This window comes from Antarctobacter sp. (assembly GCF_048262615.1).
GTDB lineage: Bacteria > Pseudomonadota > Alphaproteobacteria > Rhodobacterales > Rhodobacteraceae > Antarctobacter.
In genome coordinates this window covers 231,107-254,956 of record NZ_JBLXFB010000004.1, presented here as the reverse complement: position 1 = coordinate 254,956, position 23,850 = coordinate 231,107, and the positions used below count along the sequence as shown (strand labels likewise).

At 63.2% G+C, this 23,850-nt stretch carries 19 protein-coding genes and 1 tRNA gene; 13 read left to right on the top strand and 7 right to left on the bottom strand.

Annotated features, from left to right (window positions below):
- Positions 1–18: 18 nt before the first annotated feature.
- The 6 genes from ACN0S5_RS06665 to ACN0S5_RS06640 all read left to right on the top strand — a co-directional run bounded on the left by ACN0S5_RS06665 (position 19) and on the right by ACN0S5_RS06640 (position 7,818).
- Positions 19–675, top strand: coding sequence for an amino acid ABC transporter permease (locus ACN0S5_RS06665; protein WP_089280161.1), 657 nt, complete (start codon positions 19–21; stop codon positions 673–675).
- Between the two features lie 15 nt (positions 676–690).
- Entirely contained in the window at positions 691–1,452 is a 762-nt protein-coding gene (locus tag ACN0S5_RS06660; RefSeq protein WP_417207184.1) for an amino acid ABC transporter ATP-binding protein, read from the top strand.
- 13 nt (positions 1,453–1,465) lie between these two features.
- The gene (locus ACN0S5_RS06655) at positions 1,466–2,803 is read left to right on the top strand and encodes an aspartate aminotransferase family protein (protein ID WP_417207182.1); all 1,338 of its coding nucleotides are present in this window, start codon (positions 1,466–1,468) and stop codon (positions 2,801–2,803) included.
- A 9-nt stretch (positions 2,804–2,812) separates the two neighbouring features.
- Positions 2,813–3,739 carry a 3-keto-5-aminohexanoate cleavage protein gene (locus tag ACN0S5_RS06650; protein WP_417207179.1) on the top strand — a complete coding sequence of 309 codons (927 nt, stop codon included), beginning with the start codon at positions 2,813–2,815 and terminating at the stop codon, positions 3,737–3,739.
- 54 nt (positions 3,740–3,793) lie between these two features.
- Positions 3,794–4,822 (top strand): histone deacetylase family protein, encoded by a 1,029-nt coding sequence (locus ACN0S5_RS06645; RefSeq protein ID WP_417207177.1) that lies wholly within the window; start codon positions 3,794–3,796, stop codon positions 4,820–4,822.
- Between the two features lie 146 nt (positions 4,823–4,968).
- The gene (locus ACN0S5_RS06640) at positions 4,969–7,818 is read left to right on the top strand and encodes a PAS domain-containing protein (protein ID WP_417207175.1); all 2,850 of its coding nucleotides are present in this window, start codon (positions 4,969–4,971) and stop codon (positions 7,816–7,818) included.
- Positions 7,819–7,957: 139 nt separating this feature from the next.
- Here ACN0S5_RS06640 and ACN0S5_RS06635 read toward each other — a convergent pair.
- A tRNA-Ser gene (locus ACN0S5_RS06635) sits at positions 7,958–8,045 on the bottom strand.
- Between the two features lie 212 nt (positions 8,046–8,257).
- Between ACN0S5_RS06635 and ACN0S5_RS06630 the strand changes: the two genes are divergently transcribed.
- The 5 genes from ACN0S5_RS06630 (at position 8,258) to ACN0S5_RS06610 (ending at position 13,835) form a co-directional block, all read left to right on the top strand.
- A complete protein-coding gene (locus ACN0S5_RS06630; protein ID WP_417207173.1) occupies positions 8,258–9,172 on the top strand; it encodes an SPOR domain-containing protein in 915 nt (304 codons plus the stop codon).
- A gap of 99 nt (positions 9,173–9,271) precedes the next feature.
- Positions 9,272–10,744, top strand: coding sequence for a hypothetical protein (locus ACN0S5_RS06625; protein WP_417207171.1), 1,473 nt, complete (start codon positions 9,272–9,274; stop codon positions 10,742–10,744).
- A gap of 132 nt (positions 10,745–10,876) precedes the next feature.
- Complete coding sequence (locus tag ACN0S5_RS06620) at positions 10,877–12,046, top strand: D-alanyl-D-alanine carboxypeptidase family protein (protein WP_417207169.1); 1,170 nt, start codon at positions 10,877–10,879, stop codon at positions 12,044–12,046.
- Positions 12,043–12,690: a dTMP kinase gene (gene tmk, locus ACN0S5_RS06615; RefSeq protein WP_417207167.1), complete on the top strand. Its 648-nt coding sequence runs from the start codon at positions 12,043–12,045 to the stop codon at positions 12,688–12,690. Before ACN0S5_RS06620 ends, tmk begins: the two co-directional genes overlap by 4 nt.
- Positions 12,687–13,835 (top strand): DNA polymerase III subunit delta', encoded by a 1,149-nt coding sequence (locus ACN0S5_RS06610; protein WP_417207165.1) that lies wholly within the window; start codon positions 12,687–12,689, stop codon positions 13,833–13,835. Before tmk ends, ACN0S5_RS06610 begins: the two co-directional genes overlap by 4 nt.
- Before the next feature lie 124 nt (positions 13,836–13,959).
- Here ACN0S5_RS06610 and ACN0S5_RS06605 read toward each other — a convergent pair whose 3' ends face one another.
- Positions 13,960–15,024: an Mrp/NBP35 family ATP-binding protein gene (locus ACN0S5_RS06605; RefSeq protein ID WP_417207163.1), complete on the bottom strand. Its 1,065-nt coding sequence runs from the start codon at positions 15,022–15,024 to the stop codon at positions 13,960–13,962.
- Positions 15,025–15,258: 234 nt separating this feature from the next.
- On the opposite strand from ACN0S5_RS06605, the gene ACN0S5_RS06600 reads away from it, so the two are divergent.
- Positions 15,259–15,477 (top strand): DUF1127 domain-containing protein, encoded by a 219-nt coding sequence (locus ACN0S5_RS06600; protein ID WP_417207162.1) that lies wholly within the window; start codon positions 15,259–15,261, stop codon positions 15,475–15,477.
- A gap of 790 nt (positions 15,478–16,267) precedes the next feature.
- Positions 16,268–19,342, top strand: coding sequence for a valine--tRNA ligase (locus tag ACN0S5_RS06595; RefSeq protein ID WP_417207160.1), 3,075 nt, complete (start codon positions 16,268–16,270; stop codon positions 19,340–19,342).
- Between the two features lie 69 nt (positions 19,343–19,411).
- On the opposite strand, the gene ACN0S5_RS06590 is transcribed toward ACN0S5_RS06595, so the two are convergent.
- The 5 genes from ACN0S5_RS06590 to ACN0S5_RS06570 form a co-directional block, all read right to left on the bottom strand.
- Positions 19,412–19,798 (bottom strand): type II toxin-antitoxin system death-on-curing family toxin, encoded by a 387-nt coding sequence (locus ACN0S5_RS06590; RefSeq protein ID WP_417207157.1) that lies wholly within the window; start codon positions 19,796–19,798, stop codon positions 19,412–19,414.
- A complete protein-coding gene (locus ACN0S5_RS06585) occupies positions 19,795–20,019 on the bottom strand; it encodes an AbrB/MazE/SpoVT family DNA-binding domain-containing protein (RefSeq protein ID WP_417207155.1) in 225 nt (74 codons plus the stop codon). The genes ACN0S5_RS06590 and ACN0S5_RS06585 overlap by 4 nt, the downstream gene beginning before the upstream one ends.
- 349 nt (positions 20,020–20,368) lie before the next feature.
- On the bottom strand, positions 20,369–21,955 hold the full coding sequence (locus ACN0S5_RS06580; RefSeq protein ID WP_417207152.1) for a 5-guanidino-2-oxopentanoate decarboxylase: 1,587 nt from the start codon (positions 21,953–21,955) through the stop codon (positions 20,369–20,371).
- Positions 21,955–23,403, bottom strand: a complete 1,449-nt coding sequence (locus tag ACN0S5_RS06575; RefSeq protein ID WP_417207150.1) for a TrkH family potassium uptake protein — start codon at positions 23,401–23,403, stop codon at positions 21,955–21,957. Before ACN0S5_RS06575 ends, ACN0S5_RS06580 begins: the two co-directional genes overlap by 1 nt.
- Positions 23,404–23,496: 93 nt before the next feature.
- Positions 23,497–23,724 carry a hypothetical protein gene (locus ACN0S5_RS06570; RefSeq protein WP_417207148.1) on the bottom strand — a complete coding sequence of 76 codons (228 nt, stop codon included), beginning with the start codon at positions 23,722–23,724 and terminating at the stop codon, positions 23,497–23,499.
- Between the last annotated feature and the right edge of the window lie 126 nt (positions 23,725–23,850).

Below are 23,850 nucleotides of genomic sequence, written 5' to 3'. Positions count from 1 at the left end.
ACAAGACAGGAGCCCGCCATGGGACTTGATTTCTCAGTGGTGCCCGGCTTTTTCGGCGTGCTGTTGATGGGGGCCGGATGGACCGTCGCGATTACTGTCTGCGCCGGTCTGCTCAGCTTTTTCGGCGGCATCGTCTTTGCGGTTGTCGCGCTCTATGGCCACTGGTCGCTGCGCTGGCCGTTCCGGGGCTTTGCCTTTTTGTTTATGGGCACGCCGCTGCTGTTGCAACTGTTCCTGATCTATTTCGGGCTGATCCAAATCGGCATCGACCTGCCCGCCTTTGTCGCCGGGGTGATCGGGCTGGGCCTGCACTTTGCGGTCTACAATTCGGAACTGATACAGGCGTCGATCCTTGCGGTGGACAAGGGCCAGTATGAGGGCGCGCGCACGCTGGGCCTGTCGCGCGGCCAGACCCTGCGCAAGGTCGTAATCCCACAGGCCGTCCGCGCTGTCGTGCCGCCGATGGGCAACAACATGATCGCGCTGCTGAAGGATTCCGCATTGGTGTCGGTGATCGGGGTGATGGAACTGACGCTCGCCGCCCAGCAGGCCATCAGCCGCACCTATCGCCCGTTCGAGTTCTACCTCGCCGCTGCCTTTTGTTATTACATCGTCAACCTCGCGCTGGAGGCGGGATTGCGCCGTCTGGAACGCCGCATTGCCGCCTCGCGCTGAGAAAGGAACCCCTTCATGACCGATCAGGCCTTTGTCACCATCAAGAATGCCGCCAAAAGCTATGGCACGCTTGAGGTCCTCAAGGACATCAACCTGACCGTCCACCGCGGTCAGATCGTCGCCATCATCGGGCCTTCCGGCTCTGGCAAATCGACCCTGCTGCGCGCCATCAATGAGTTGGACCCGCTGACCTCGGGCGAGGTCTGGCTGGAAGACGTGCAGATCAACAAGAAACTGCCGCATCGCCAGTACGAGGCCCATGTCAATCAGGTGCGGCAGGACATCGGCATGGTGTTCCAGCACTTCAACCTGTTCCCGCATCTGACGGTGCGCGGCAACATCACGCTGGCCCCCCGGATGCTGAAAGGCCTGTCAGAGGCGGACGCCAACAAGTTGGCCGAGGAACAACTGGCCAAGGTGGGCCTGTCGGAAAAGATCGACGAATACCCCTCGCGTCTGTCGGGCGGCCAAAAACAGCGCGTCGCCATCGCCCGCGCACTGGCGATGAAACCCAAGGTGATGCTGTTCGATGAGGCGACCTCGGCGCTGGACCCGGAACTGGTCGAAGAGGTCAACCTTGTGATGAAGCAACTCGCCGAAGAGCACATGACCATGATCATCGTCACGCACGAGATGGATTTCGCGGCCTCCGTCTGTGACCGCGTGTTGTTCATGGATCGCGGCGTGGTGGTCGAAGAAGGCCCGCCCTCCGTCATTTTCCAAGCCCCCGAAAACGAACGCACGCGGAATTTCCTACGCAAGCACCTCAGTCGCTGAAAGCGTGGCCCGGATGACCAACCTGTTCTACCAGACCAAATCGCCGCGCCCCACGCTCGACCGGGCGGACGGCATCTATATGTGGGACACCGACGGCAAGCGCTATATCGACGGCTCCAGCGGCGCGATGGTCAGCAATATCGGCCATTCCAACCCCGCCGTGCTGGACGCGATGCGCGCACAGATGGACAAATCCACCTTTGGCTACCGGCTGCATTTCCAGACCGACAGCTCTGAACAACTGGCCGCCAAAACAGCGGCTTTGGCCCCTGACGGGCTGAACAAGGTGTTCTTTGTCTCCGGCGGGTCAGAGGCGGTGGAAAGCACGCTGAAAATGGCCCGTCAGTATGCGCTGACCCAAGGCCAGCCGCAGCGGTTCAAGGTGATCTCGCGCTATCCCAGCTATCATGGCTGCACACTCGGCGCGCTGGCAATCACCGGCTATGCGCCGATGACCGCGCCCTTTGACCCGATGATGATGCGGATGCCCAAGGTGCCCGCCCCGCGCGCCTATCTGGACGGGCTGGACCCGACGGACCCTGCCACCGGGCAGCACTATGCCAACATGCTGGAGGCCAAGATCCTTGAGGAAGGCCCCGAAACCGTGCTGGCCTTTATCGTCGAGCCGGTCGGCGGCGCCTCCACCGGCGCGCTGGTGCCCCCTACCGGTTACATGCAGCGCATCCGCGACATCTGCACGCAATACGGCGTGCTGCTGATCCACGATGAGGTCATGACCGGCGGCGGGCGCACAGGGCGCTTTTTCGGGGCCGAACACTGGGATGTGACGCCGGACCTGATTTCACTCTCCAAGGGGTTCGGCGGTGGCTATGTGCCCTTGGGCGCGATGATCGCGCGCGACGATATCGTCGAGGCGGTGATGGGTGCGGGCGGGTTCATCCACGGCTTCACCTACGCGGGCAACCCGCTGGCCTGCGCGGCGGGATGCGCGGTGCTGGACCAGATCGCAGACAACGACCTGACCGGCAACGCCGCCCGAATGGGCGACGCGCTGGCTCAGCGCCTCAACGGGCTGATGCAGCGCTATCCGCTGATTGGCGACGTCCGTGGTAAAGGTTTGCTGATGGCGTTTGAGTTGATGGCCGACCGCGCCTCCAAGGCCCCCCTGCCCGCCAACCTGAACGCACACGCGCGGCTGGTCGATATCGCCTATGACAACGGGTTGATCATCTATTCGCGGCGCACCCGTGGCGGCACCTCCGGCGATCATTTCCTTGTTTGCCCGCCAATGATCGTCGATGAGGCGCAGCTTGACGACATCACGGACCGGCTGGACCGGTCGCTTGCCATCTACATGGCGGAAATCCCGCAATTTTCCGGCGCGGCATAAGGAACACTCATGTCCAAGATCATCATCACCTGCGCCATCACCGGGTCGATCCACACCCCGTCCATGTCGCCCCACCTGCCGATTACGGCACAACAGATCACCGACAACGCAATCGGCGCCGCCGACGCCGGGGCCACGATCCTGCACCTGCACGCCCGCGACCCGGAGAATGGCCGCCCTTCGGCCGACCCCGCGCATTTCATGGCCTTTCTGCCGCAGATCAAACAGCGCTGCGACGCGGTGCTGAACATCTCGACCGGCGGCAGCGCGACGATGACACTCGACGACCGGCTGGCCGCGCCGAAACAGGCCGAACCGGAAATGTGTTCGCTGAACATGGGGACAATGAACTTTGCCCTCTTCCCGGCGGTCGACAAGATCACCGAGTGGAAATTCGACTGGGAAAAGCCGTTTCTGGAAGACTCCGAGGATCTGGTGTTCAAAAACACTCCCCGCGACATGGCCTATATCCTGCAAGAGCTTGGCGAAAAACGCGGCGCGCGGTTCGAGTTCGAGTGTTACGATCTCAGCCATCTCTACATGCTGAAACACTTTGTGGATCGCGGACTGGTGCGCGGCCCGCTGTTTATCCAGTTTGTCTTTGGCGTGCTGGGCGGCATGGGGACCGACCCGGAAAACCTGACTCATATGAAGATGATCGCCGACAAGCTGTTTGGCGACAGCTACACCTTTTCCGTTCTGGCGGCGGGGCGCCACCAGATGCCGCTGGTCACGATGGCCGCCATTCTGGGCGGGCACGTCCGGGTCGGGCTGGAGGACAGCCTGATGATTTCACGCGGGGTGCTGGCGAAGAACAACGCCGAACAGGTGGCCAAGATCCGCCGCATCGTCGAGGATCTGGGCCGCACCGTCGCCACGGCGGACGAGGCGCGCGAGATGCTGCACCTCAAAGGCGCGGACCGTACCGCGATCTAAGAGACCAGGCCGCCCCCTGTCGCGACCTGCCCACAAACCTTTGAAAGAACCGACATGAAAGCCATCTTCGACGACCGCCAGTGGAAACACCAGCCGCGCCATTTCATGGCCAATGGCGCGATCCGGCCCAACCCGGAACAGGCCGAACGGATCGACCGGCTGCTGAGCGGCGCGCGGGCCGCCGGGTGTAGTGTCGAGGCCCCGAACGACGCGGGCCTTGGACCGATTGCCGCGCTGCATTCGCCCGAGTACCTGACCTTTCTGGAAAACATCCACACCCGCTGGCGACGGATCGAGGGTGCGGGCGAAGAGGTCATTCCCAACATCCACCCCGCCAACCGCTCTGACAGCTACCCCAAATCCGCCGTTGGGCAGGCGGGCTATCATCAGGCCGACACCGCCTGCCCGATTGCCGCCGGGACGTGGCAGGCGGCCTATTGGTCCGCGCAAAGCGCCATCACCGGGGCCGATCTGATCCTTGGCGGTGAGTCGTCCGCCTACGTCCTGTCACGCCCACCCGGCCATCATGCCTTTGGCGATCTGGCGGGCGGTTTTTGCTTTCTGAACAATTCGGGCATCGCGGCAGAGCGGCTGCGCGCACGCGGCCTGCGCCCCGCCATTCTGGACGTGGACGTGCATCACGGCAACGGCACGCAGGGCATTTTCTATGACCGCAGCGACGTGCTGACCGTGTCGATCCATGCGGACCCGGAACGGTTCTATCCCTTCTTCTGGGGGCAGGCCCATGAGCGCGGCACCGGTCCGGGGCTGGGCTATAACCTGAACCTGCCATTGCCGCGTGGTACGGCGGACGATGCCTATCTGGCGACGCTGGGCGTGGCGCTTCGGCGCATCCAGAGCTTTGGCGCGGATGTGGTTGTCGTCGCGCTGGGGCTGGATGCCTTCATCGACGATCCGTTCAAGGGACTGGCTGTCACCACCGGCGGGTTCGGCAGGATCGGCGCGGCGATTGCCGGGCTGAACCTGCCTTGCCTCTATGTGCAGGAGGGCGGCTATCTCTGCGATGAACTCAGCGACAACCTGACCGCCGTTCTGAACGGCCATCAGGACAACTGCACCTAGGCGCATGCCCCCCTTGCGCGGCCAGGATCAGCCTCTTTCCCGGCATAACAGCCATTGGACACAGCGCAAAAAACCAGTTTTTGCGCGACAGCGCGACCCACTTTTGCAATGAAGGGTTCCACAGACGCGCAGCGAGATACCAGGCAATGCCCCAAGACCCATCCGCGACCGACTCCGGCTTTGACCAGATTCTTCGGGACTTGCTGTCGAAACGGGCATTCAGCGACCTCGGCTTCGAAGAGGCGCTCTTGTTCTTCTGCCAGACTATGTCAAACGCCCTGGATGCGCCCCGCGTCGGTATCTGGCTTTTGAATGAGGCGAACGACTCTCTCAGAGGCAAACTGATGTGGGACCGCGAAAGCGGTGTCACCGAACCGGGGGGCGATCTGACCGCCGAGAACGCGGGCACATATCTCAAGGCGGTTGTTCAGGATTTGGTCATCGTCATAAATGACGCCCTGACCGATCCGCGCTGCGCCGAATTGGCCCAAGACTACCTGCCAAACACAAATGTGCGCGCCTTGCTGGATTGCCCCCTTCGAACCTTCGGCGGATTGGCCGGGGTCGTTTGCATCGAAGACACCGGCCAGCCAAGACAATGGACCACCGAAGAAATCAACTTTGCCACCGCCGTTGCGGGCCTGATTTCGCTCACGATTGAGCACAATGAACGCGTCATCGCGGAAAAAGCCGCGCGCGCTCTTGAGGACCGCCTGAAGCTTTATACCGATCTCGCAACCGATTGGTTCTGGGAGACCGATACCTCATTCAGGTTCGAGAGGCTTCACGGGAGTCGCGCGTTGGACGGGCAAATGCCTGCCGACTATATTGGCCACAAGTTATGGGAGGTTCCAATCCTGACTCCCCTGGCGGGGACATGGGACGGCCTGAAAAAACGCGTCACCGACCGGAAACGGATATTCGATTTCGTGGTGTCGGCGATGGACTCGGAAGGAAATCTCCATTTCGCGGAAATCGCCGGGGTGCCGACATTCGACGACGATGGCACCTTTTGTGGATACTGGGGCACAGCCAAGGATGTCACGCAACGCGTACAACATGAACAGGACCTCGCCGCCAGCGAACAGAAATACAAGAACGCAGCCCGGCTGGCAAAACTTGCCAGTTGGATCTGGGACAAGATAGATGAAAAATGCACCTATTGCTCGCCAGAGCTTGCGGAAATATTTGGCGTTTCGGTCGAAGAATTTCTCAGACGGTCTTCCTCCTGGGACGAGGATCTGAACTGGTATCATCCGGATGACCGGGAAATGTACGCAGAGGCATCGGCAAAAGCGACCAGGAACAAAGTTGGATATGACATTATTGTTCGGGTCGTCCTCGACGATGGGACCGTCCGCACCTTGCATGAAACAACAGAGCCCATATTCAATTCCAGCGGCAGACTCATTGCGATATCGGGAGTTCTGCTTGATATTACCGACAAGGCCAACCTGCAAGACCGGTTGAAAGCGCAGGAGGACCGGCTGAAAAGCATCATTGATAATATATCCGGTGCCGCTTACCGGGTTAAATACGATCAAAACTTCACAAGTGTGTATCACAGCAGCGGTTATCTCAATCTCTTTGTCGACCCGGAGGTGCCATCAACCGGATGGCCGAAAGGTCAGAGCTATCCGACGTTGAATATCGACGAGGCGGACCGCCACCGAATTGACAAGGCGCTCCGCCGCGCCGTCATCCACAATCAACCCTACGCCATAGAATATCCGGTAATCCTGCGGGACGGTTCCGAAAAATGGGTTTCCGATCGCGGAAGGCCGGTCAAGACCCAGGACGGACAAATCGAACTGGAAGGCATCATGATTGATGCCACCGAAAAACATGCAGCCCAAGAGGCCCTTGCGCATGGCCAAAGGCTTGAGGCAATTGGCAAATTGACCGGCGGCATTGCACATGACTTCAACAATTTGCTGGCTGTCATTCTGGGCAACCTGGAACTATTGCGGGACGAAATTGACATACCAGAGCAAATCAGTCTGATAGACTCCGGAATTGGAGCGGTGCGACGTGGTGCCGATTTGACCAGAAACATGCTGGCATTCGCAAGAAAATCCAGATTGAACTCGGAAGTGCTGGATCTCAACGATCTGGCGGGAAAAGCAAAGAACTGGATCGGCAGAACCCTTCCGGCGAATATTTCCGTCGAAACGTCACTTCTGGCCGGGCTGTGGAAAATAGAGGCCGATGCCAGCTCGACGGAAAGCGCGTTTCTGAACCTTGTCCTCAATGCCCGCGACGCGATGCCCAAAGGCGGAAAGATGACGATTGAAACGTCCAATGTGCGAATTGACGAAGACTATATAGAAAGTCGGTTTGAGGACATGGAACCGGGCCGTTATGTCATGCTGGCGGTCAGCGACAATGGAGAAGGTATTCCGGAGGATCGTCTGGAAGATATCTTTGAACCGTTCTTCACCACCAAGCCGCCCGGTTCCGGGTCCGGGCTTGGCCTTTCCATGATCTTGGGTTTCATGAAGCAATCCGGTGGCAGCGTCCGGGTCTATTCGGAACCGGGCGTGGGAACCACGTTCAAACTCTATTTCAAGGCCCTGACCTCTGACGTCTCGAAACCTGTCGATCCGGAAGTGGTATTGCCGGTCTCGCGCGGACTCGCCCGGATACTTGTGGTCGAGGATGACACCGGGGTGCTTGCGGTGCTGGAATCCACCCTCATCAAAGCCGGATACGACATCCGAACCGCAAGTTCCGGGGACCTTGCGCGCGACATATTCGAGGCCGACCCGCATTTCGACCTCCTCCTCACCGACATTGTAATGCCCGGCGCCCTGCAAGGCACGACCCTTGCAAAAACCTTGCGCGCCCAGCGCCCCGAGCTGAAGGTGATCTTCATGTCCGGCTACGCCAGCGAAGCGACCGTTCACGGAAACGGTCTGCGCCCCGAAGACATCCGACTGATGAAGCCGATCGGGAGAAGCGTCCTGATTCAGGCCATCGAAAAGGCGCTGGACTGAAATTGTGCCCTGCCGCTGGCCCCCGCCAGCCCCCCATGGAGGTCGAACCAAACCGCTGCCCCAGACCTATTGAGTTGACGGTCAATCCGGCAAAAAGCCCGGTTTTTCGGCACTCAATTCCGATAACGCGCGGACAGGTTGGCGGAGGCTCAGGGATTCGAACCCTGGGAGGCTTTCACCTCGCCGGTTTTCAAGACCGGTGCATTCGACCACTCTGCCAAACCTCCGTGGCGCACACCGTTACCCCCACCCGCGCGATTCTGAAAGTACTCAACCGAAAATCCGCGCAAGGATACATTGCAGGCTTTCCATGTGACACCTGACAGGGTATCTTTCCCATCAAAAGGGCCATCAGAGCCCTCATGAGGCAGTGCGCGACCGGGAAAACCCGGCGCTCGTCCGGGTTCGCCCGAGACGCCAAAAGGGCAAGAGGCAAGACATGAGCGGTATCTTCTTCCATCCTTCGCGGACGATTCGTCTGTCCACAGCGGGCATCGCCCTGCTATTGGCTTCGGGCTGTGCCGACGGCCAGATGCCGGGGTTCCTCAAACCCAAGACCGGCGGCGAAGACGTTGTCGCGCGGGCCAGCACCTCGGACACACGCGGCACCCCGCGCGACGTCGAAGCGCCCGAGGTCTTTGAGGCGAAAGAAGCGGGCCTGTGGGACGGACGCCCCTCGCTGGGCGGCGTCTGGGTGGCACATCCCGACGCCAAGGACCCCGAGCGCGTCATCATCCGCAACCAGCAAAACGGCAAGTTCGTGATCGGCGCGCTGTTCCGCAAGGAACGCGAAACGCCGGGGCCGCGCCTGCAAGTGTCGTCTGACGCCGCCGCCGCGCTTGGCCTTCTGGCCGGTCAGCCGACCAATCTGGACGTGGTGGCCCTGCGCCGCGAAGAAGCCCCCGAACCGGAGGGGGCGGACCCTCTGGCCGACACCACGGCCCTGACACCCGGCGCGGTGCCCCCTGCCCCGGACGTCAGCGCCACGGCGCTGGACCCGGTCCTCGACGGGGCCGCCGCAGCCATCGACGGGGCCACCCCGACGCCGCCCAAGCCCCGCCCCGAAGCGGTTGCAAAACCCGCGGCAGCGCCGGCCAAACCCGCCGCGGATGCGTCGAAACTGGGCAAACCCTTTATCCAGATCGGCATCTTCAGCGTCGAACAGAACGCCAAGAACACCGCCACTTCGATGCGGCAGGCGGGCATGGTGCCGACGATCAAAACCCATTCCTCGAAGGGCAAGACCTTCTGGCGCGTTGTTGTCGGACCGGCCCAGTCCAAGGCCGAAATGGCGACCCTGCTGAAAACCATCAAGGGCAACGGCTTTACCGACGCCTATGCCGTGACGGACTGACCGCCGCCAACCCTGACCTGATACGCCACCGAGGCCGGGATCAATAAGAGTGACCCCGGCCTCTGCAGACGCCCACCGACACCGGAAACACGCTCCGAAATGTCCACGTTTCCCGGCCTCCTCCGCCCGCGCCTGTGGCCCCTTCTCGCATCCGCCCTGACCCTGCTGACACCCCCCGCCGAGGCGGCGGAATTCGAGGTGCTGAACACCCATCCCGAAGGCTGCAATGTCATGCTGTCCGGGCAGATCAGCGACGGCGACCGCGACAGGCTGACACAGGTGATCCCCCGCAGCGACGACCTGTTCGACCACACCGGCAGCCCGATCACCCTGTGCCTGAACAGCCCCGGCGGCAGCCTGCTCGAAGGGCTGGAAATCGCCGCCTACCTGCGCGGCACCGGAATCCGGTCTCATGTGGCGGCGGGTGACCGCTGCCTCAGCGCCTGCGCGCTGGCCTTTCTGGGCGGGACGTTTTTCTCGGTCGAGGACGGGTTGATCCCGCACCGGGGCCGCAGCATCCACGCGCGCGCGGTTCTGGGCTTTCACCGCCCGCAACTGGACACCTCCAGCCGACAGTTTTCAGACGCCCTGATCCACTCTGCCTTTGACACCGCCGTTCGCGCCACCGCCTTGATCTTTGCCCGTCTCGATGACCTGCGGATCACCCGAAAATTCGCCCTGTCGTTCTTTGACGTCGATGACGGCGGTTTCTACTATATCGACACCGGCTTTCGGGTGCTTGAGCTGGGGGTGGACGTGACCGGCGTCGGGCCCCTGCCCGCGCGCATCCCGGATGAAACGGTTCGCAGGATCTGCTACCAGACCTATCCCGAAATCGACCCGGCCAGCTACGCCGATGGCTACGGCGTCTTTCACTTTCAGGACGACTGGACCATCGACGTTCCCGCCACCGCCGGACCCGTCCAGACCACCGCCTATGTTCTCCTGAGCACCGGCGAGGGCACGCTGAAATACGACGCCTGCCTGCTGAGGTGGGATGCAAACGATGCGGTTGGATACCCGCCGCCGCTGTCCGTGCAGTACCTGCCGGACATGGGGTCTGACCTTGGCCACTACTCCAATCCACAACCACCCAGCCCCGACCACCTTCGCCGCTTGGCCGAACAGGATTCGTGGGCGTGGCGGGAACTGCCCCCGGTACTGGCCTCGCCTGCGGATAGCCCGCTTGCGCAGCTTGCCGCGCCCGCGTCACACCCCACCTTTGACCGCGACCCCGGCTACTCCTGCGCGCCACGGGTCGCCGGGTACAAGGTCAACTACGTCGCCGCGTTTTCCAACCTGCGCGCCGGCCCCGGCTTTGACAAACCCGTGGTAATGGAGGTTCCCAAAGGCACCCGCGTCACGCCTGTCAACCACAGCCTGAGCGCGACAATGGTCCTGTCGGACGCCTGTGCCCAGACCTGCAACCCCGCCAAGGCCGGATATATCGCGCCCGACTTGGCGGACCGCGTCCGGCAATGCAGCTTCACCAATATGATCTGGTGGCTGGTCCGCACCCCCGAGGGAGTCACCGGCTGGATGAGCAGCCGTTTCCTGACCGCCGCACCCTGATCCCGCCGGCCCGGACCGGGCCCGACCACCCCCCGGCGGCACCATTTCGCCGCCCCAAAGGCCGGGACGGGCTGGCAACCGACCGCACTTCATGGTGTAATCCGCAGCAACCGAGCAGACCGGAGACTCGAAATGAGCTTCATCCCACGCCGCCTCCTTTTGGGTGCCGCCTTTCTTGCGCTGACCGCTTCGGCGGCGCTGGCTTTTGACACCCGCGCCCGTGCGGCCTTTGTGCTGGACCAGACCACCGGCACGGTCCTTCTGGCCAAAAATGCCGATGAGGCGCTGCCACCGGCCTCCATGTCCAAGCTGATGACGCTCTACATCGCGTTCGAGGCGCTCCGCGACGGGCGTCTGCAACGGGACGAACGGTTGCCCGTCTCGGCCCATGCCATGTCCTTTGGCGGCTCCACCATGTTTCTCGACACCACCGACCGGATCAAGGTCGAGGATCTGCTGCGCGGCGTCATCGTTCTGTCGGGCAACGACGCCTGCGTTGTGCTGGCCGAGGCGCTGTCGCCCGATGGCACCGAAGGCGGCTTTGCCCATCTCATGACCCAGCGCGCGCAGCAACTTGGCATGACCTCCTCGACCTTCAAGAACGCCTCGGGCTGGCCCGCGCAGGGCCACGCCATGTCGATGCGCGATCTGGTCCTGCTGGCCAATCGCATCATCACCGATTTCCCCGAATTTTACCCGATGTTCTCGGAACGGCGCTTTGAATTCGATGGCCGCGCGCCCTCGAACGTCAACAACCGCAACCCGCTGCTGGGGCTTGGCATCGGCGCGGACGGGCTGAAAACCGGCCATACCCAAGAGGCCGGTTATGGCCTTGTCGGCAGCGCCACCAACGGCAGCCGCCGCGTGGTTTTCGCCATCACCGGGCTGGACAGCACCCGCGCCCGCGCCGAAGAGGCGGAATCCATCGTCAACTGGGCCTTCCGCCAGTTCGCCGAACAGACCGTGGTGACCAAGGGCAAAAGCGTCGCCACCGCCGAGGTCTGGATGGGCTCCGCCGATGAGGTGCATCTGGTCGCCGAAAAGGACGTAACCCTGCTGCTGCCCACCATGACGGCGGGCGGCATCAAGGCCGAGGTGGTCTATACCGGCCCGATCGAGGCACCGGTGACCAAGGGCCAGAAACTGGCCGAACTGATCATTCAGCCCGACGGCCTGCCAGAAACCCGCGTGCCGCTGGTCGCCGCCGACAAGGTGGACGCAGGCGGCTTTGTGGATCGGATCATGACCGTCAGCGGCCTGCTCATCAAACGCTTTTCCGAAGACGCCGGGGACGCGATGTGAGTGAGGCGAACAGGCCCTCGCCCGGCCTTTTCATCAGCTTCGAGGGCATCGACGGATCGGGCAAATCCACACAGGCCCGCCGCCTGTTCGAAACCCTGCGCGACAGCGGCCACGACGCCCTGCTGACCCGCGAACCCGGCGGCAGTCCGGGGGCCGAGGAAATCCGTGCGCTGGTCCTGCAAGGCGACCCGGACCGCTGGTCCGCCGAAACCGAACTGCTGCTGTTCACCGCCGCCCGCCGCGACCACCTTGAACGGGTCATCCGCCCGGCGCTGGACGCGGGCCGGGTGGTGATCTGCGACCGCTTCGCCGACTCGACGCGCATGTATCAGGGCCGCGGCGGTCTGCGCGCCAAGGTCGATGCCCTGCACGCGCTGATGATCGGGATAGAGCCGGACCTGACCCTGCTGGTGGACATGCCCGCCGAGGCGGGACTGGCGCGCGCCAAGGCCCGCGCCACCGCCGAAGAACGGTTCGAGGATTTCGGTCTCGCCCTGCAACAACAGATGCGCGACGGCTTTCTGGCTCTGGCACAGGATCACCCGAACCGCTTCCGCGTGATCGACGGCAACCGGGCCGCCGACACCGTGGCCGCCGACATCCTGACCACCGTCACCCCGCATCTGCCGGTGTGCCCGGCATGAGCGACCCCGCCGAGCTTCCCGAACCGGACCGCCTGAGTGGCGCGCCGCACCCGCGCGAAACCGCCCGCGTGATCGGACAGACACAGGCGGAACAAACCTTTCTGACCGCCTTCACCTCGGGCCGCCTGCACCACGGCTGGCTGCTCACCGGCCCGCGCGGCACCGGCAAGGCGACTCTCGCGTGGGAAATCGCGCGCTTTCTTCTGGCGACACCCATGGCCCAGGACGACGGCCTTTTCGGCGCGCCGCCCCCCCCGCAAGACCTGCACGTCGACCCGGACCACCCGGTCGCCCGCCGCATGCGCGCCCTGTCGGAACCGGGCCTGTTCTTGCTGCGCCGGGGCGGCGCCGGGTCCACCGACACCGAACGCGACAAGGCGCTGAAAGAGGGCCGCTTCTCCGATACCATCCGCGTCGACGAAATCCGCAAACTGCACGCCTTTTTCGGCCTCTCGGCGGCGGACGGCGGACGCCGCGTGGTGATTGTCGACAGCGCCGACGAGATGACCAATCAGGCCGCCAACGCCCTGCTGAAAATGCTCGAAGAACCTCCCGCCCGCACCACCCTGCTGCTGCTCAGCCACCAGCCCGCGCGCCTGCTGCCCACCATCCGCTCGCGCTGCCGCACCCTGCGGCTTGCCCCCGTGGGCCCCGAAGACATGGCAGAGGCGCTGACACAGGCCGGGGCAGAGGTCGCCGCCAATGACGTCGCCCCCCTGACCACCCTCGCCGAAGGCTCCGTCGGCGCGGCTTTGCGCCTGCTCACCCTAGACGGGCTGGCGCTCTACCGCGAAATCCTGAAACTGCTCTCCGGCCTGCCCGCCCTCGACCGCGCCGCCCTGCTGTCGCTGGCCGACAGCTGCGCGGGCAAGGGCAAGGAGCCGCGGCTGGATCTGGTGCTGACGCTGGCCGACCAACTGGCCGCCCGCCTCGCCCGCACCGGCGTCACCGGCCACCCGCCGCTGGAAATCCTGCGAGGCGAAGGCGATATGCTGACACGCCTCGCCCCCGATCCGGCCGCCGGCCGCCGCTGGGCCGAGGTGTCACAAAAGGCCGGCGACCGCGCCCGCCACGCCCGCGCCGTCAATATCGACCCGGCGGCCCTGATCACCGACCTGTTCCTGCACCTGCAACAGGCGGCCTGACAAACACCGCCCACCAAGGCGGGCCAACACGCCCCGCCCCGGCTTCTTCTTTGTCCAAATACCCAAACCCGCGCCGCAGGCGCGCCAGCAACGGCAAGGCTCAGACGATCCCGCCCGGCAGGGCTCAGACGATCCCGCCCTTTATCAGCCGATCCGCCAGCTGCGCATAGGACCGCGCCATCGCGCTGTCCCCCAACGCAATCGGCCTGCCACCATCGCCACCCAGCCTTGTGTCCAGATCAATCGGCAATTGCGCCAACAGCGGCAGACCCATCTTCCCGGCCTCCGCCACCACTCCACCGTGACCGAAAATATGACTGTCCTTGCCGCAATGCGGACAGGTGAACACCGCCATGTTCTCGATCAGCCCCAGCACCGGGGTCTTCAGCGTCGCAAAAGCGTCCAAAGCCTTGCGCGCGTCCAGCAGCGCCACATCCTGCGGGGTCGAGACCACAATCGCCCCCGCCACCTCGGATTTCTGGCACAGCGACAGTTGCACATCCCCGGTGCCCGGCGGCAGGTCGACAATCAGCACATCCTTGGTGCCCCACGCGACCTGCATCATCATCTGTTGCAAGGCCCCCATCAGCATCGGCCCGCGCCAGACCACCGCCTTGTCCTCGGCCAGCATCGACCCGATGGACATCACCGTGACGCCATGCGCCTCCAGCGGGATGATCGTCTTGCCGTCCGGGCTGGCGGGCTTGGCGGTCAGGCCGAACATGCGCGGCTGGCTGGGGCCGTGAATATCCGCATCCAGCAGGCCCACACGTTTGCCCGCCCGCGCCAGCGCCACCGCCAGATTGGCCGAGACGGTGGATTTGCCCACCCCGCCCTTGCCAGATCCAATGGCAAGGATCGTCTTGACGCCCGCGGGCTTCATCACGCCCTCTTGCGGCTTGGCGTGGCCGCCCACCTTCAGCTGCGGCGGGGCCTTGCCCCCGGTCGGCGCACTGAGCACTACACTGGCCGAACGGACTCCCGCGACAGAGCCTGCCGCCCGCTCCGCCACCTGCCGCAATGGCTCCAAATGCTGGGCCATCTCGGCGCTTGGCGCTTCGATGACAAACCGCACAACCCCCTGATCGACCCGCAACGCCCGAATCATATCCCTGGAAATCAGGTTTCCGCCGTCCGGCAATTCCACCTGCGTCAGCGCCGCTTCGACGGCGGTCTTGATGTCAGACATGAGTCTTCCTCGTTTCTTTGCCATTTCGGGTGGCGATGACCTAGCGGCAACACAACCCAAATCCCTCATTCTGCGCATCCATAGTGCGCTGCGGGAAAAAATGAACATCATTCATATGCGATTTCTGCATAGCAGCATTGCCGCCCCGGCTATTGTGCACATGCAGCATTTGCCTCATGTTTAGCGCAAGCAAACGAACACAAACGCGAACACAAACACTGAGGCACCGAAAAAATGGCACTTGCAACTGCGAACATCACCAAAGCCCACGGCGGTTTGGGCGCACGTATTGCCAGCTTGATGGAGACCCTTCAGGCGCGCTCCGCACGCCGCAAAGTCTTCCGCGAGACCTATCGTGAGCTGGCGGCACTAAGCAACCGGGATCTTGCGGATCTTGGTCTGGCACGCAGCGAGATCGGCCGCATCGCCTGGCAGGCGGCCAACGAAATCTGAGGATACAGGCCGGAGCGTTCTCCTCCCTGCTCCGCCTGAACTGGTGCCGATCCTCTCCTCCTCCCATGAGGATCGGCGCCGCTAACAAAAGGGGCGAAAGCCCCGGCAGAATGCGGGATCTCCTCCCAATTGACCCGCAGTCACAGCGGCGGCACCTCTCCTCCTCCCTGGTGTCGCCGCACCTAAAATTCGGGTCTCGATGACCCAACCGAAATGTGCGGTCCCTCTCCTCCTCCCTGGGACCAAACACACGCGGCGACGCCTCTCCTCCTCCCTGGCATCGCCGCACGCTCTTTCCGGGTCCTGACGACCCGACACCCAATGTGCGGTCCCTCTCCTCCTCCCTGGGACCAAACATTCGCGGCGGTGCCTCTCCTCCTCCCTGGCACCGCCGCACAATGTGCGGTCCCTCTCCTCCTCCCTGGGACCAAACATTCGCGGCGGTGCCTCTCCTCCTCCCTGGCACCGCCGCACGCTCTTTCCGGGTCCCGACGACCCGACACCCAATGTGCGGTCCCTCTCCTCCTCCCTGGGACCAAACATTCGCGGCGGTGCCTCTCCTCCTCCCTGGCACCGCCGCATCTTTTACGGTTCGAGGCCCCTCTCCTCCTCCCTGGGGCGCTCGTTGACTCAACCCGCGATGCTTGGCATCGCGGGTTTTTTTTTCTGTGCGCGCCGCCCCGGCCGCCCGCCCTGACCACACGCGGACACCCGGCCAGAGGCGCGCGCCTCTTCCCCTTCGCGCCCGCGTGTCGTAGACCCTCCGCCAACAAGGACGAGGACGAGACCGATGCCGCTGGAAAAGAGTTTCAACGCCGCCGAGGCCGAACCGCGCCTCACCGCCAAATGGCTGGACACAGGGGCCTTCCGCGCCGGGGCAAACCGCTCGCGCGACGAAAGCTTTACCATCATGATCCCGCCGCCGAACGTCACCGGCGCGTTGCATGTGGGCCATGCCTTCAACAACACCCTTCAGGACATCCTGACCCGCTGGCACCGGATGCGCGGGTTTGACACGCTCTGGCAGCCCGGACAGGACCACGCGGGCATCGCGACCCAGCTTCAGGTCGAGAAAAAGCTGAAAGCCGAAAGCAATCTGCGCCGCACCGACCTGACCCGGCAGGACTTCCTCGACAAGGTCTGGGAGTGGAAGGGCCAATACGGCGGCACCATCATCAACCAGCTGCAGCGCCTCGGCTGTTCCTGCGACTGGGACCGCAACGCCTTTACCATGGCAGGCGCGCCGGGTGACCCGAAGACGGGGCATGAAAACAGCCCCAACTTTCACGACGCCGTCATCAAGGTCTTTGTCGACATGTTCGACAAGGGGCTGATCTATCGCGGCAAACGGCTGGTCAACTGGGACCCGCATTTTGAGACCGCGATTTCCGACCTTGAGGTCGAGAACATCGAAACCCCCGGCCACATGTGGCACTTCAAATACCCGCTCGCCGGCGGCGTCACCTATATGTACGAGGAAAAGGACGAAGAGGGCAAAACCGTCTTCTCCGAAGAACGCGATTACATCTCCATCGCAACCACCCGCCCCGAAACCATGCTGGGCGATGGTGCCGTTGCGGTGCACCCTTCGGACGAACGCTATGCCTCGATCGTTGGCCAACTCTGCGAAATCCCGGTCGGCCCGAAAGAGCACCGCCGCCTGATCCCGATCATCACCGACGAATACCCCGACCCCACCTTTGGCTCGGGCGCAGTCAAGATCACCGGCGCGCATGACTTCAACGACTACCAGGTCGCCAAGCGCGGCGGCATCCCCATGTACCGCCTGATGGACACCCGCGCCCAGATGCGCGACGACGGCGCGCCCTACGCCGAGGCCGCCGCGATCACCATGAAAGTGGCCCAAGGCAAACAAACCCTGACAGAGGCCGAGGCCGACGCCATCAACCTCGTCCCCGACCACCTGCGCGGGCTGGACCGGTTTGAGGCCCGCGAAAAGGTCATCGCCGAGATCACCTCCGAGGGTCTGGCCGTCATGACGACCTCGGACGACCCCCGCCTTGGCCCGCAGAAAAAGCTGAAAAAGGGCGAGGAACCGCCCGCCGTCACCCCCGCCCCGCTGGTCGAATCCAAACCGATCATGCAGCCTTTCGGCGACCGCTCCAAGGTGGTGATCGAACCGATGCTCACCGACCAGTGGTTTGTCGAAACCTCTGAAATCGTTGGCCCCGCGCTGGATGCCGTCCGCAATGGCGACATCAAGATCATGCCGGACTCGGGCGAAAAGGTGTACTACAACTGGCTCGACAATATCGAACCGTGGTGCATCTCACGCCAGCTATGGTGGGGCCACCAGATCCCGGTCTGGTACATCCCCGGCGAAGAGGACTGGTATCCGATCTGCGCCGCCACCGAATCCGACGCGCTGGACAAGGCCCGCGCCATTTCCGCCGAGGGCACCGAATTCCGCATCGTCGAGAACGCCCAAGAGGCGGCAGAGGTGCTTGAGGACCTCCGCGCCCACATGCACCTGCGCACCGAAGGCCGCATTCGCACCGCCGACAGCCCCGCGCAACTGCCCATGTTCCGCGACCCGGACGTGCTGGACACATGGTTTTCCTCCGGCCTCTGGCCCATCGGCACGTTGGGCTGGCCCGAGCAAACCGATGAACTCAAACGATTCTTCCCGACCTCCGTGCTGATCACCGGACAGGACATCCTGTTCTTCTGGGTGGCGCGGATGATCATGATGCAGCTTGCCGTTGTCGATCAGGTGCCCTTCCACACCGTCTACCTGCACCAGCTTGTCCGCGACGAGAAGGGCAAGAAGATGTCGAAAACCACCGGCAACGTCATCGACCCGCTGGAGATCGTGGACGAATACGGCGCCGATGCGCTGCGCTTCACCAATGCTTCCATGGCCTCCATCGGCGGCGTTCTGAAACTCTCGGTCGACCGCATCGCCGGTTACCGCAACTTCGGCACAAAGCTCTGGAACGCCTGCCGCTTTGCCGAGATGAACGGCGTGTTCGAGGGCCACACAACCCGCGCCACAGCGCCGGACGCCACGCAAACCGTCAACAAGTGGATCCTGGGTGAAACCGCCCGCGTGCGCGAAACCGTGGATCTGGCGCTGACCGAATACCGCTTCAACGATGCGGCCAACGCGCTTTATGCCTTCACGTGGGGCAAGGTCTGCGACTGGTACGTGGAATTCGCCAAACCGCTGTTCGACGCGCAGGATGCGGCCGTCGTCGCCGAAACCCGCCAGACAATGGCATGGGTGCTGGACCAATGCCTGATCCTGCTGCATCCGATCATGCCTTTCATCACAGAGGAACTCTGGGACACACTGGGGCAGCGGCCCAAGCTGCTGGTTCACGCCGATTGGCCGACCTATGCCGCCGCCGAAATGGTCGACCCGGCCGCCGAGGCCGAAATGTCATGGGTCATTGCCCTGATTGAAGGCGTCCGGTCGGCGCGCGCGCAAATGCACGTCCCCGCGGGCCTTTATGTGCCGATGCTGGTCAAGGGCATCACCGCCGACGAACAGGCCGCGTGGGACCGCAATGAGGTGCTGATCAAGCGCCTCGCCCGGATCGAGGGGCTGGAGGCGGTCGCCGACTTCCCCAAAGGCTGCGTCACCGTCCCCGTGGGCAACGCCACCTTCGGCCTGCCGCTGGCGGATATCATCGATGTGGGTGCGGAAAAGGCGCGTCTGGAAAAGACCCTTGGCAAGCTGGGCAAGGAAATCGGCGGACTTAAAGGCCGGTTGAACAACCCCAAATTCGCCGAATCCGCCCCGCCCGAGGTGGTCGAAGAAGCGCAAGAAAACCTCCGCCTGCGCGAAGGCGAAGAGGCCAAGCTGAAAGAGGCGCTGGCAAGATTGGCCGAGATTGGCTGACGAACCAGACCGCAGAAATGAAAAGGCCGGGCAATTTGCCCGGCCTTTTTTGTTGCAACGTCAGAGGCTTCAGATCGAATTCATTCCGGACGAAAGCCAATTGGAAAACTGCGGCTCACTGGTCTGTCCCGTGGCCAGATCTTCCATCATCCTGACTCCTTCGACCGGTGAAGGGCGGAAAGAATATCCGTTCAGGCGCAAAAATGTGAGCGACGTCACAAAAGCTGTGCGCTTGTTGCCATCGACAAAAGCATGCGCCTTGGCAATTCCGAAAGCATATGCCGCTGCGATGTCCGCGAGACTGGCATCGGTATAGGCCGCAAGGTTCATTGCACGGGCGCACCCCATCTCAAGAAGCGCACGGTCGCGCATGCCTGACGCCCCCCCATGACGGGCAATCTGTCGATCATGGATGGCCAGGACGGCGGCAAGCGGAACCCAGACCGGCTCGCTCACGCAAGAGCCTGAAGAAGATCACGGTTTTCGTCCATCACGATCTCTGCGGCGGCCAGAGCGGCGGCAACCGCAGGATCATGCGGCGTGATCTTCAAACTGCCGTCGTCACCGCGCATGACGAACAGCGTGTCGCCCTCCTTGGCGTCAAGGATGGTGAGCATTTCGCTTGTCAAAGTCATCACGGCAGAATTGCCAACTTTTCGGACCTTGGTTTCGATCATGGCGTGGCTCCTTGTATATATGACAGTATATACGCCTTTGCTCTTGGCGAGCAAGTCTGCTGCATTTGACCACAGGTGTCGGGCCCCTGCCCGACCTGTTTCGTTGTGTGGTGTAGGTTTTGGGGGTGGGCTGAGGCGCAATGGCTTTCAGATTTAAAGTCGGCCCGGTCGACAACGCATTCAAAGGGCCTTTTCGTACAAACCGGCATCCCACCCGTCAACAGAGGCGCAAACGCCCCACGCCACCCCACTCGCAAAGCGCGGCAATTCCTACCAAAACGTAAAAACGCCACTGTAAGCCCTTGATTTTACTCAGGCGCAAAGCTGTCCACGCGTGGACAGCCCCAAATCACACAAGCGCCGGGGTCATCCTGATCACCGTCGGCCCCTCCGCCTGAAACGCCTCCACCAGCGCCGCCTGAAGCCCCTTCAGATCCGCAGGCTCCACCGCCGCGGCCCCATAGGCCCGCGCAAGGGCCAGAAAGTCAGGGTTCCTCGCCACCACCGCATTGGGGGCGATCTGGCTGGCCACCATACTGTCGCGGATCTCCCCCAAAGAGCCATTGTCCCAGACCAGAATGGGCAAGGGCAGGCCCAATTCCACCGCCGTGCCCAGCTCTGGCAGGGTATATTGCAGGCCATAGTCGCCCATGATCGCACAGGTCGGCAGACCCTTGCGCGCCACCGCCCCGCCAATCGCCGCAGGCAGCGCATAGCCCAGCGTGCCAAAGCCGGACGGGTGGTGCCAATGCCCCGCGCGCGGCATGTCCCAGACCTCTTTGCCGCCATAGGCCAGCTGGGTCATATCCGAATAGATCATCGCATCGTCAGGCATGACCGCCCGCAACGCCTCGGCCACCTCGACGATGCCGGGACGCTCGGCCATGACCTCGCCCCGCCAGCGGCGGCGCGTCTCGGCCACACGGCCCGCATCCCAACAGGCAGGCCGGTCATCGTTGCGCGCCGGGATCGCGATGGTCAGCGCCTTCATCAAGGCCGCCGCATCGCCGATGAACCCCATGTCCCCGGCCCGCAGACCTGACAGCACCTCCGGGTCCAGATCCACCCGGATCATGCGCCCCTTGTGGCCCAGCGTATCGCGCCACAGATCCACCTCCGACAGCTCTGTCCCCAGCGCCACAACCAGATCCGCCTCCGCCGCGATCCGCGCGCTGTCGGGCCGCGCAAGGAACGCGCCAAAGAACAGCGGCTGATCCGCCGGAACAATGCCACGGCCCGCATAGGTCACAAAGCTGGCCGCCCCGGTCTGCTGCAACAGCGCGGGCACATGCCCGGCCCCCGCCACGGCACCGCCACCAAACACGAACAAAGGCTTTTCCGCCTCGGACAGCGCGTCGATCACGGCGTAGATCTGGTCATGCGTCAGATGCGGCACCTCGGGGCGCAGAGGTGGCTGCGGGGCCGGATCGGCCAGCGCACCCAAGGCCGCAATCGGCACATGCAGCGCCTTGGGCCGGGGCCGCGCGCTGGCGAACTCGCCCAATGCGCGGTCGATCAGTCGATAGACCGCCGCCGGATCAGCGGCGGTTTCCGACCAGTCGCAGACCGTCGCACCCGCCGCCCGCTGGTCGCGCATCTGGTGCAACTGGCCGCGCCGCGCTGCTGTCTCATCCAGACAGGAGGCCAGCGCCAACACCGGCACGCTGTCGGAATAGGCCTGTCCCAGCGCCGTCATCGCGTTCACAAAGCCCGGCCCGGTGATCAGGTAGCACACGCCCGGACGCCCCGAGGCGCGCGCATACCCATCGGCCATGAAACCGGCGCCCTGCTCATGACGGGCAAGCACGTGGGTGATCCCGGCCTCTTCGATGCCGCGGTACATCTCGACGTTATGGACGCCGGGAATGCCAAAGATCACCTCGACCCCGCGGGCTTTCAGGGCATGGCTGATCTGTGCGCCAAGGGGTTTTTGCATCAGGCCCTCCAGAAGCCGACAGTGAAGATTGCAAAGACGGCAAGCAGCTCCAACCGCCCCGCCAGCATGGCGAAACTCAGGATCCACTTGGCCGTGTCGCTGAGATCGGCGAAATTGCCCGCCGGCCCGATCTTGTCCCCCAGACCCGGCCCGATATTGGCAATCGCCGTCGCGGCCCCGGAAACAGAGGTGATAAAGTCCAGCCCCGTCAGGCTGAGCGCAACCGACAGCACCCCCAGCGTGACGACGAAGAAGACAAAGAAGCTCATGACCGAACTCATGACGTCGGGACCGACCGGCCGCCCCTCGTAGCGCGGGACAAAAACGCCATGCGGTGCCCGGATGCGGCGCAACTGGACCCGGATCGAGGCGAACAGCAGTTGATAACGGAAAATCTTGACCGAACAGGCGGTTGATCCCGCGCAACCGCCGATCAACCCGATGAAGAAGAACATGGCGATCAGGAACGGCCCCCATGTCATGTAGTTGACGCTGGCAAAGCCCGTGCCGGTCATGATCGAGGTGATGTTGAACAGCGCCTCGCGCACCGCCTGTTCGGGGTGATGCGGAAAGATCGACAGCAGGACAATGGCGGTGACGACGACCAGCACTCCGATGATCGTGATGAAGGTCAAGACCTGACTGTCGGAAAACAGCACAAACCGGTGGCCCGCAACCATCTGGACGTAGCGCACAAAGGGCAGCGCCGCGAGCACCATAAAGACCGTGGCGACATATTCTGCCGGTCCCGCGAAGGTAGCGAAAGAGGCGTCGTAGTTGGCAAACCCGCCGGTGGACACGGTGGTCATGGCGTGCACCGTCGCGTCGAAGGGATTCAACCCGCACAACAGATAGAAGATCGTGCAGAACAGGGTCAGCGAAATATAGATCGACGAGATCGAGGCCGAGATCTGCGTCGCGCGCGGAAGGATCTTGCCCATGGTGTCAAAAGCCTCGGAGCGGAAAATCTGCATCCCGCCAACCCGCAATTCGGGCAGGAACACCATGGCGACGACGATAATGCCGATCCCGCCCAGCCATTGCAGCAACCCGCGCCAGAGCAGCAGCCCCTTGGGCAGCCCGTCGAGGCCGGTAAACACGGTGGAGCCGGTGGTGGTCAGCCCGGACATCGCCTCGAAAAAGGCATCGGTATAGCTGGCGTCGGTGGCCCCCAGAACAAAGGGCAGCGCGCCGAAGACCGGCAGCGCGACCCAGACCCCGGTTGTCAGCAAAAAGGTTTGCTGAAGGCTCAGCCCCTCCTTGACCGCATTGGCACAGGACAGTGCGGTCAACCCGCCCGCCAGTATCGTGATCGAGGCGCTTTCGAGAAAGACAGGCCATTCGCCGCGCCCCTCGGCCAGATCGACCACAAGCGGCAGCAGCATGGTGCCGCCCAGACAGGCGACCAACAGGCCAATCACATAGGCGACGGGACGGACATCGAACATGAAGGCGAGCGTTGGCCTGACCGCGCGGGACTGTCAAGCATGTGGGTGCGGGCACAACGCCCCGTCAGAGCGGTGCGCCCTGTGACCCCGTGTCTACGCGGCCAGAAGATCGCGGAAAACAAAGGGCAGGATATCGTCCCGACGGATGCCAAGGCGGGCCAGTTCAGCGTCGCTTGCACATTCCAGCGTGATGATCTGGCGCAGCCGCGCCCGGCGCAATTGTGCCGGGTTCAGCCCGAATCCCACTTCTGAAAGATAGACGTCAATTCGGGTGTTGAGGGACCTGTGGCCCATTCCGATCTGGATATTGTCGCGCGTCATGACTGGAAACCTTTCCTTTTTACGGTCGGTTTCCTCCCTGCCCTCAGTGTCTCACAGAAACGATGACCATGCCATGAACACGCCATGACCACGCCACAAGAGACTGAGGAGCAATGTGTTCTGCTC

Bases quoted from the DNA above. Each gene is read 5' to 3' on its own strand.
- ACN0S5_RS06655 (WP_417207182.1), top strand. From the start codon at position 1,466: ATGACCAACCTGTTCTACCAGACCAAATCGCCGCGCCCCACGCTCGAC.
- ACN0S5_RS06575 (WP_417207150.1), bottom strand. From the start codon at position 23,403: ATGTTCGATGTCCGTCCCGTCGCCTATGTGATTGGCCTGTTGGTCGCC.
- ACN0S5_RS06570 (WP_417207148.1), bottom strand. From the start codon at position 23,724: ATGACGCGCGACAATATCCAGATCGGAATGGGCCACAGGTCCCTCAAC.
- ACN0S5_RS06585 (WP_417207155.1), bottom strand. From the start codon at position 20,019: ATGATCGAAACCAAGGTCCGAAAAGTTGGCAATTCTGCCGTGATGACT.
- ACN0S5_RS06625 (WP_417207171.1), top strand. From the start codon at position 9,272: ATGTCCACGTTTCCCGGCCTCCTCCGCCCGCGCCTGTGGCCCCTTCTC.
- ACN0S5_RS06595 (WP_417207160.1), top strand. From the start codon at position 16,268: ATGCCGCTGGAAAAGAGTTTCAACGCCGCCGAGGCCGAACCGCGCCTC.
- ACN0S5_RS06610 (WP_417207165.1), top strand. From the start codon at position 12,687: ATGAGCGACCCCGCCGAGCTTCCCGAACCGGACCGCCTGAGTGGCGCG.
- ACN0S5_RS06605 (WP_417207163.1), bottom strand. From the start codon at position 15,024: ATGTCTGACATCAAGACCGCCGTCGAAGCGGCGCTGACGCAGGTGGAA.
- ACN0S5_RS06650 (WP_417207179.1), top strand. From the start codon at position 2,813: ATGTCCAAGATCATCATCACCTGCGCCATCACCGGGTCGATCCACACC.
- ACN0S5_RS06630 (WP_417207173.1), top strand. From the start codon at position 8,258: ATGAGCGGTATCTTCTTCCATCCTTCGCGGACGATTCGTCTGTCCACA.
- ACN0S5_RS06665 (WP_089280161.1), top strand. From the start codon at position 19: ATGGGACTTGATTTCTCAGTGGTGCCCGGCTTTTTCGGCGTGCTGTTG.
- ACN0S5_RS06600 (WP_417207162.1), top strand. From the start codon at position 15,259: ATGGCACTTGCAACTGCGAACATCACCAAAGCCCACGGCGGTTTGGGC.
- ACN0S5_RS06580 (WP_417207152.1), bottom strand. From the start codon at position 21,955: ATGCAAAAACCCCTTGGCGCACAGATCAGCCATGCCCTGAAAGCCCGC.
- ACN0S5_RS06645 (WP_417207177.1), top strand. From the start codon at position 3,794: ATGAAAGCCATCTTCGACGACCGCCAGTGGAAACACCAGCCGCGCCAT.
- ACN0S5_RS06640 (WP_417207175.1), top strand. From the start codon at position 4,969: ATGCCCCAAGACCCATCCGCGACCGACTCCGGCTTTGACCAGATTCTT.
- ACN0S5_RS06620 (WP_417207169.1), top strand. From the start codon at position 10,877: ATGAGCTTCATCCCACGCCGCCTCCTTTTGGGTGCCGCCTTTCTTGCG.
- ACN0S5_RS06660 (WP_417207184.1), top strand. From the start codon at position 691: ATGACCGATCAGGCCTTTGTCACCATCAAGAATGCCGCCAAAAGCTAT.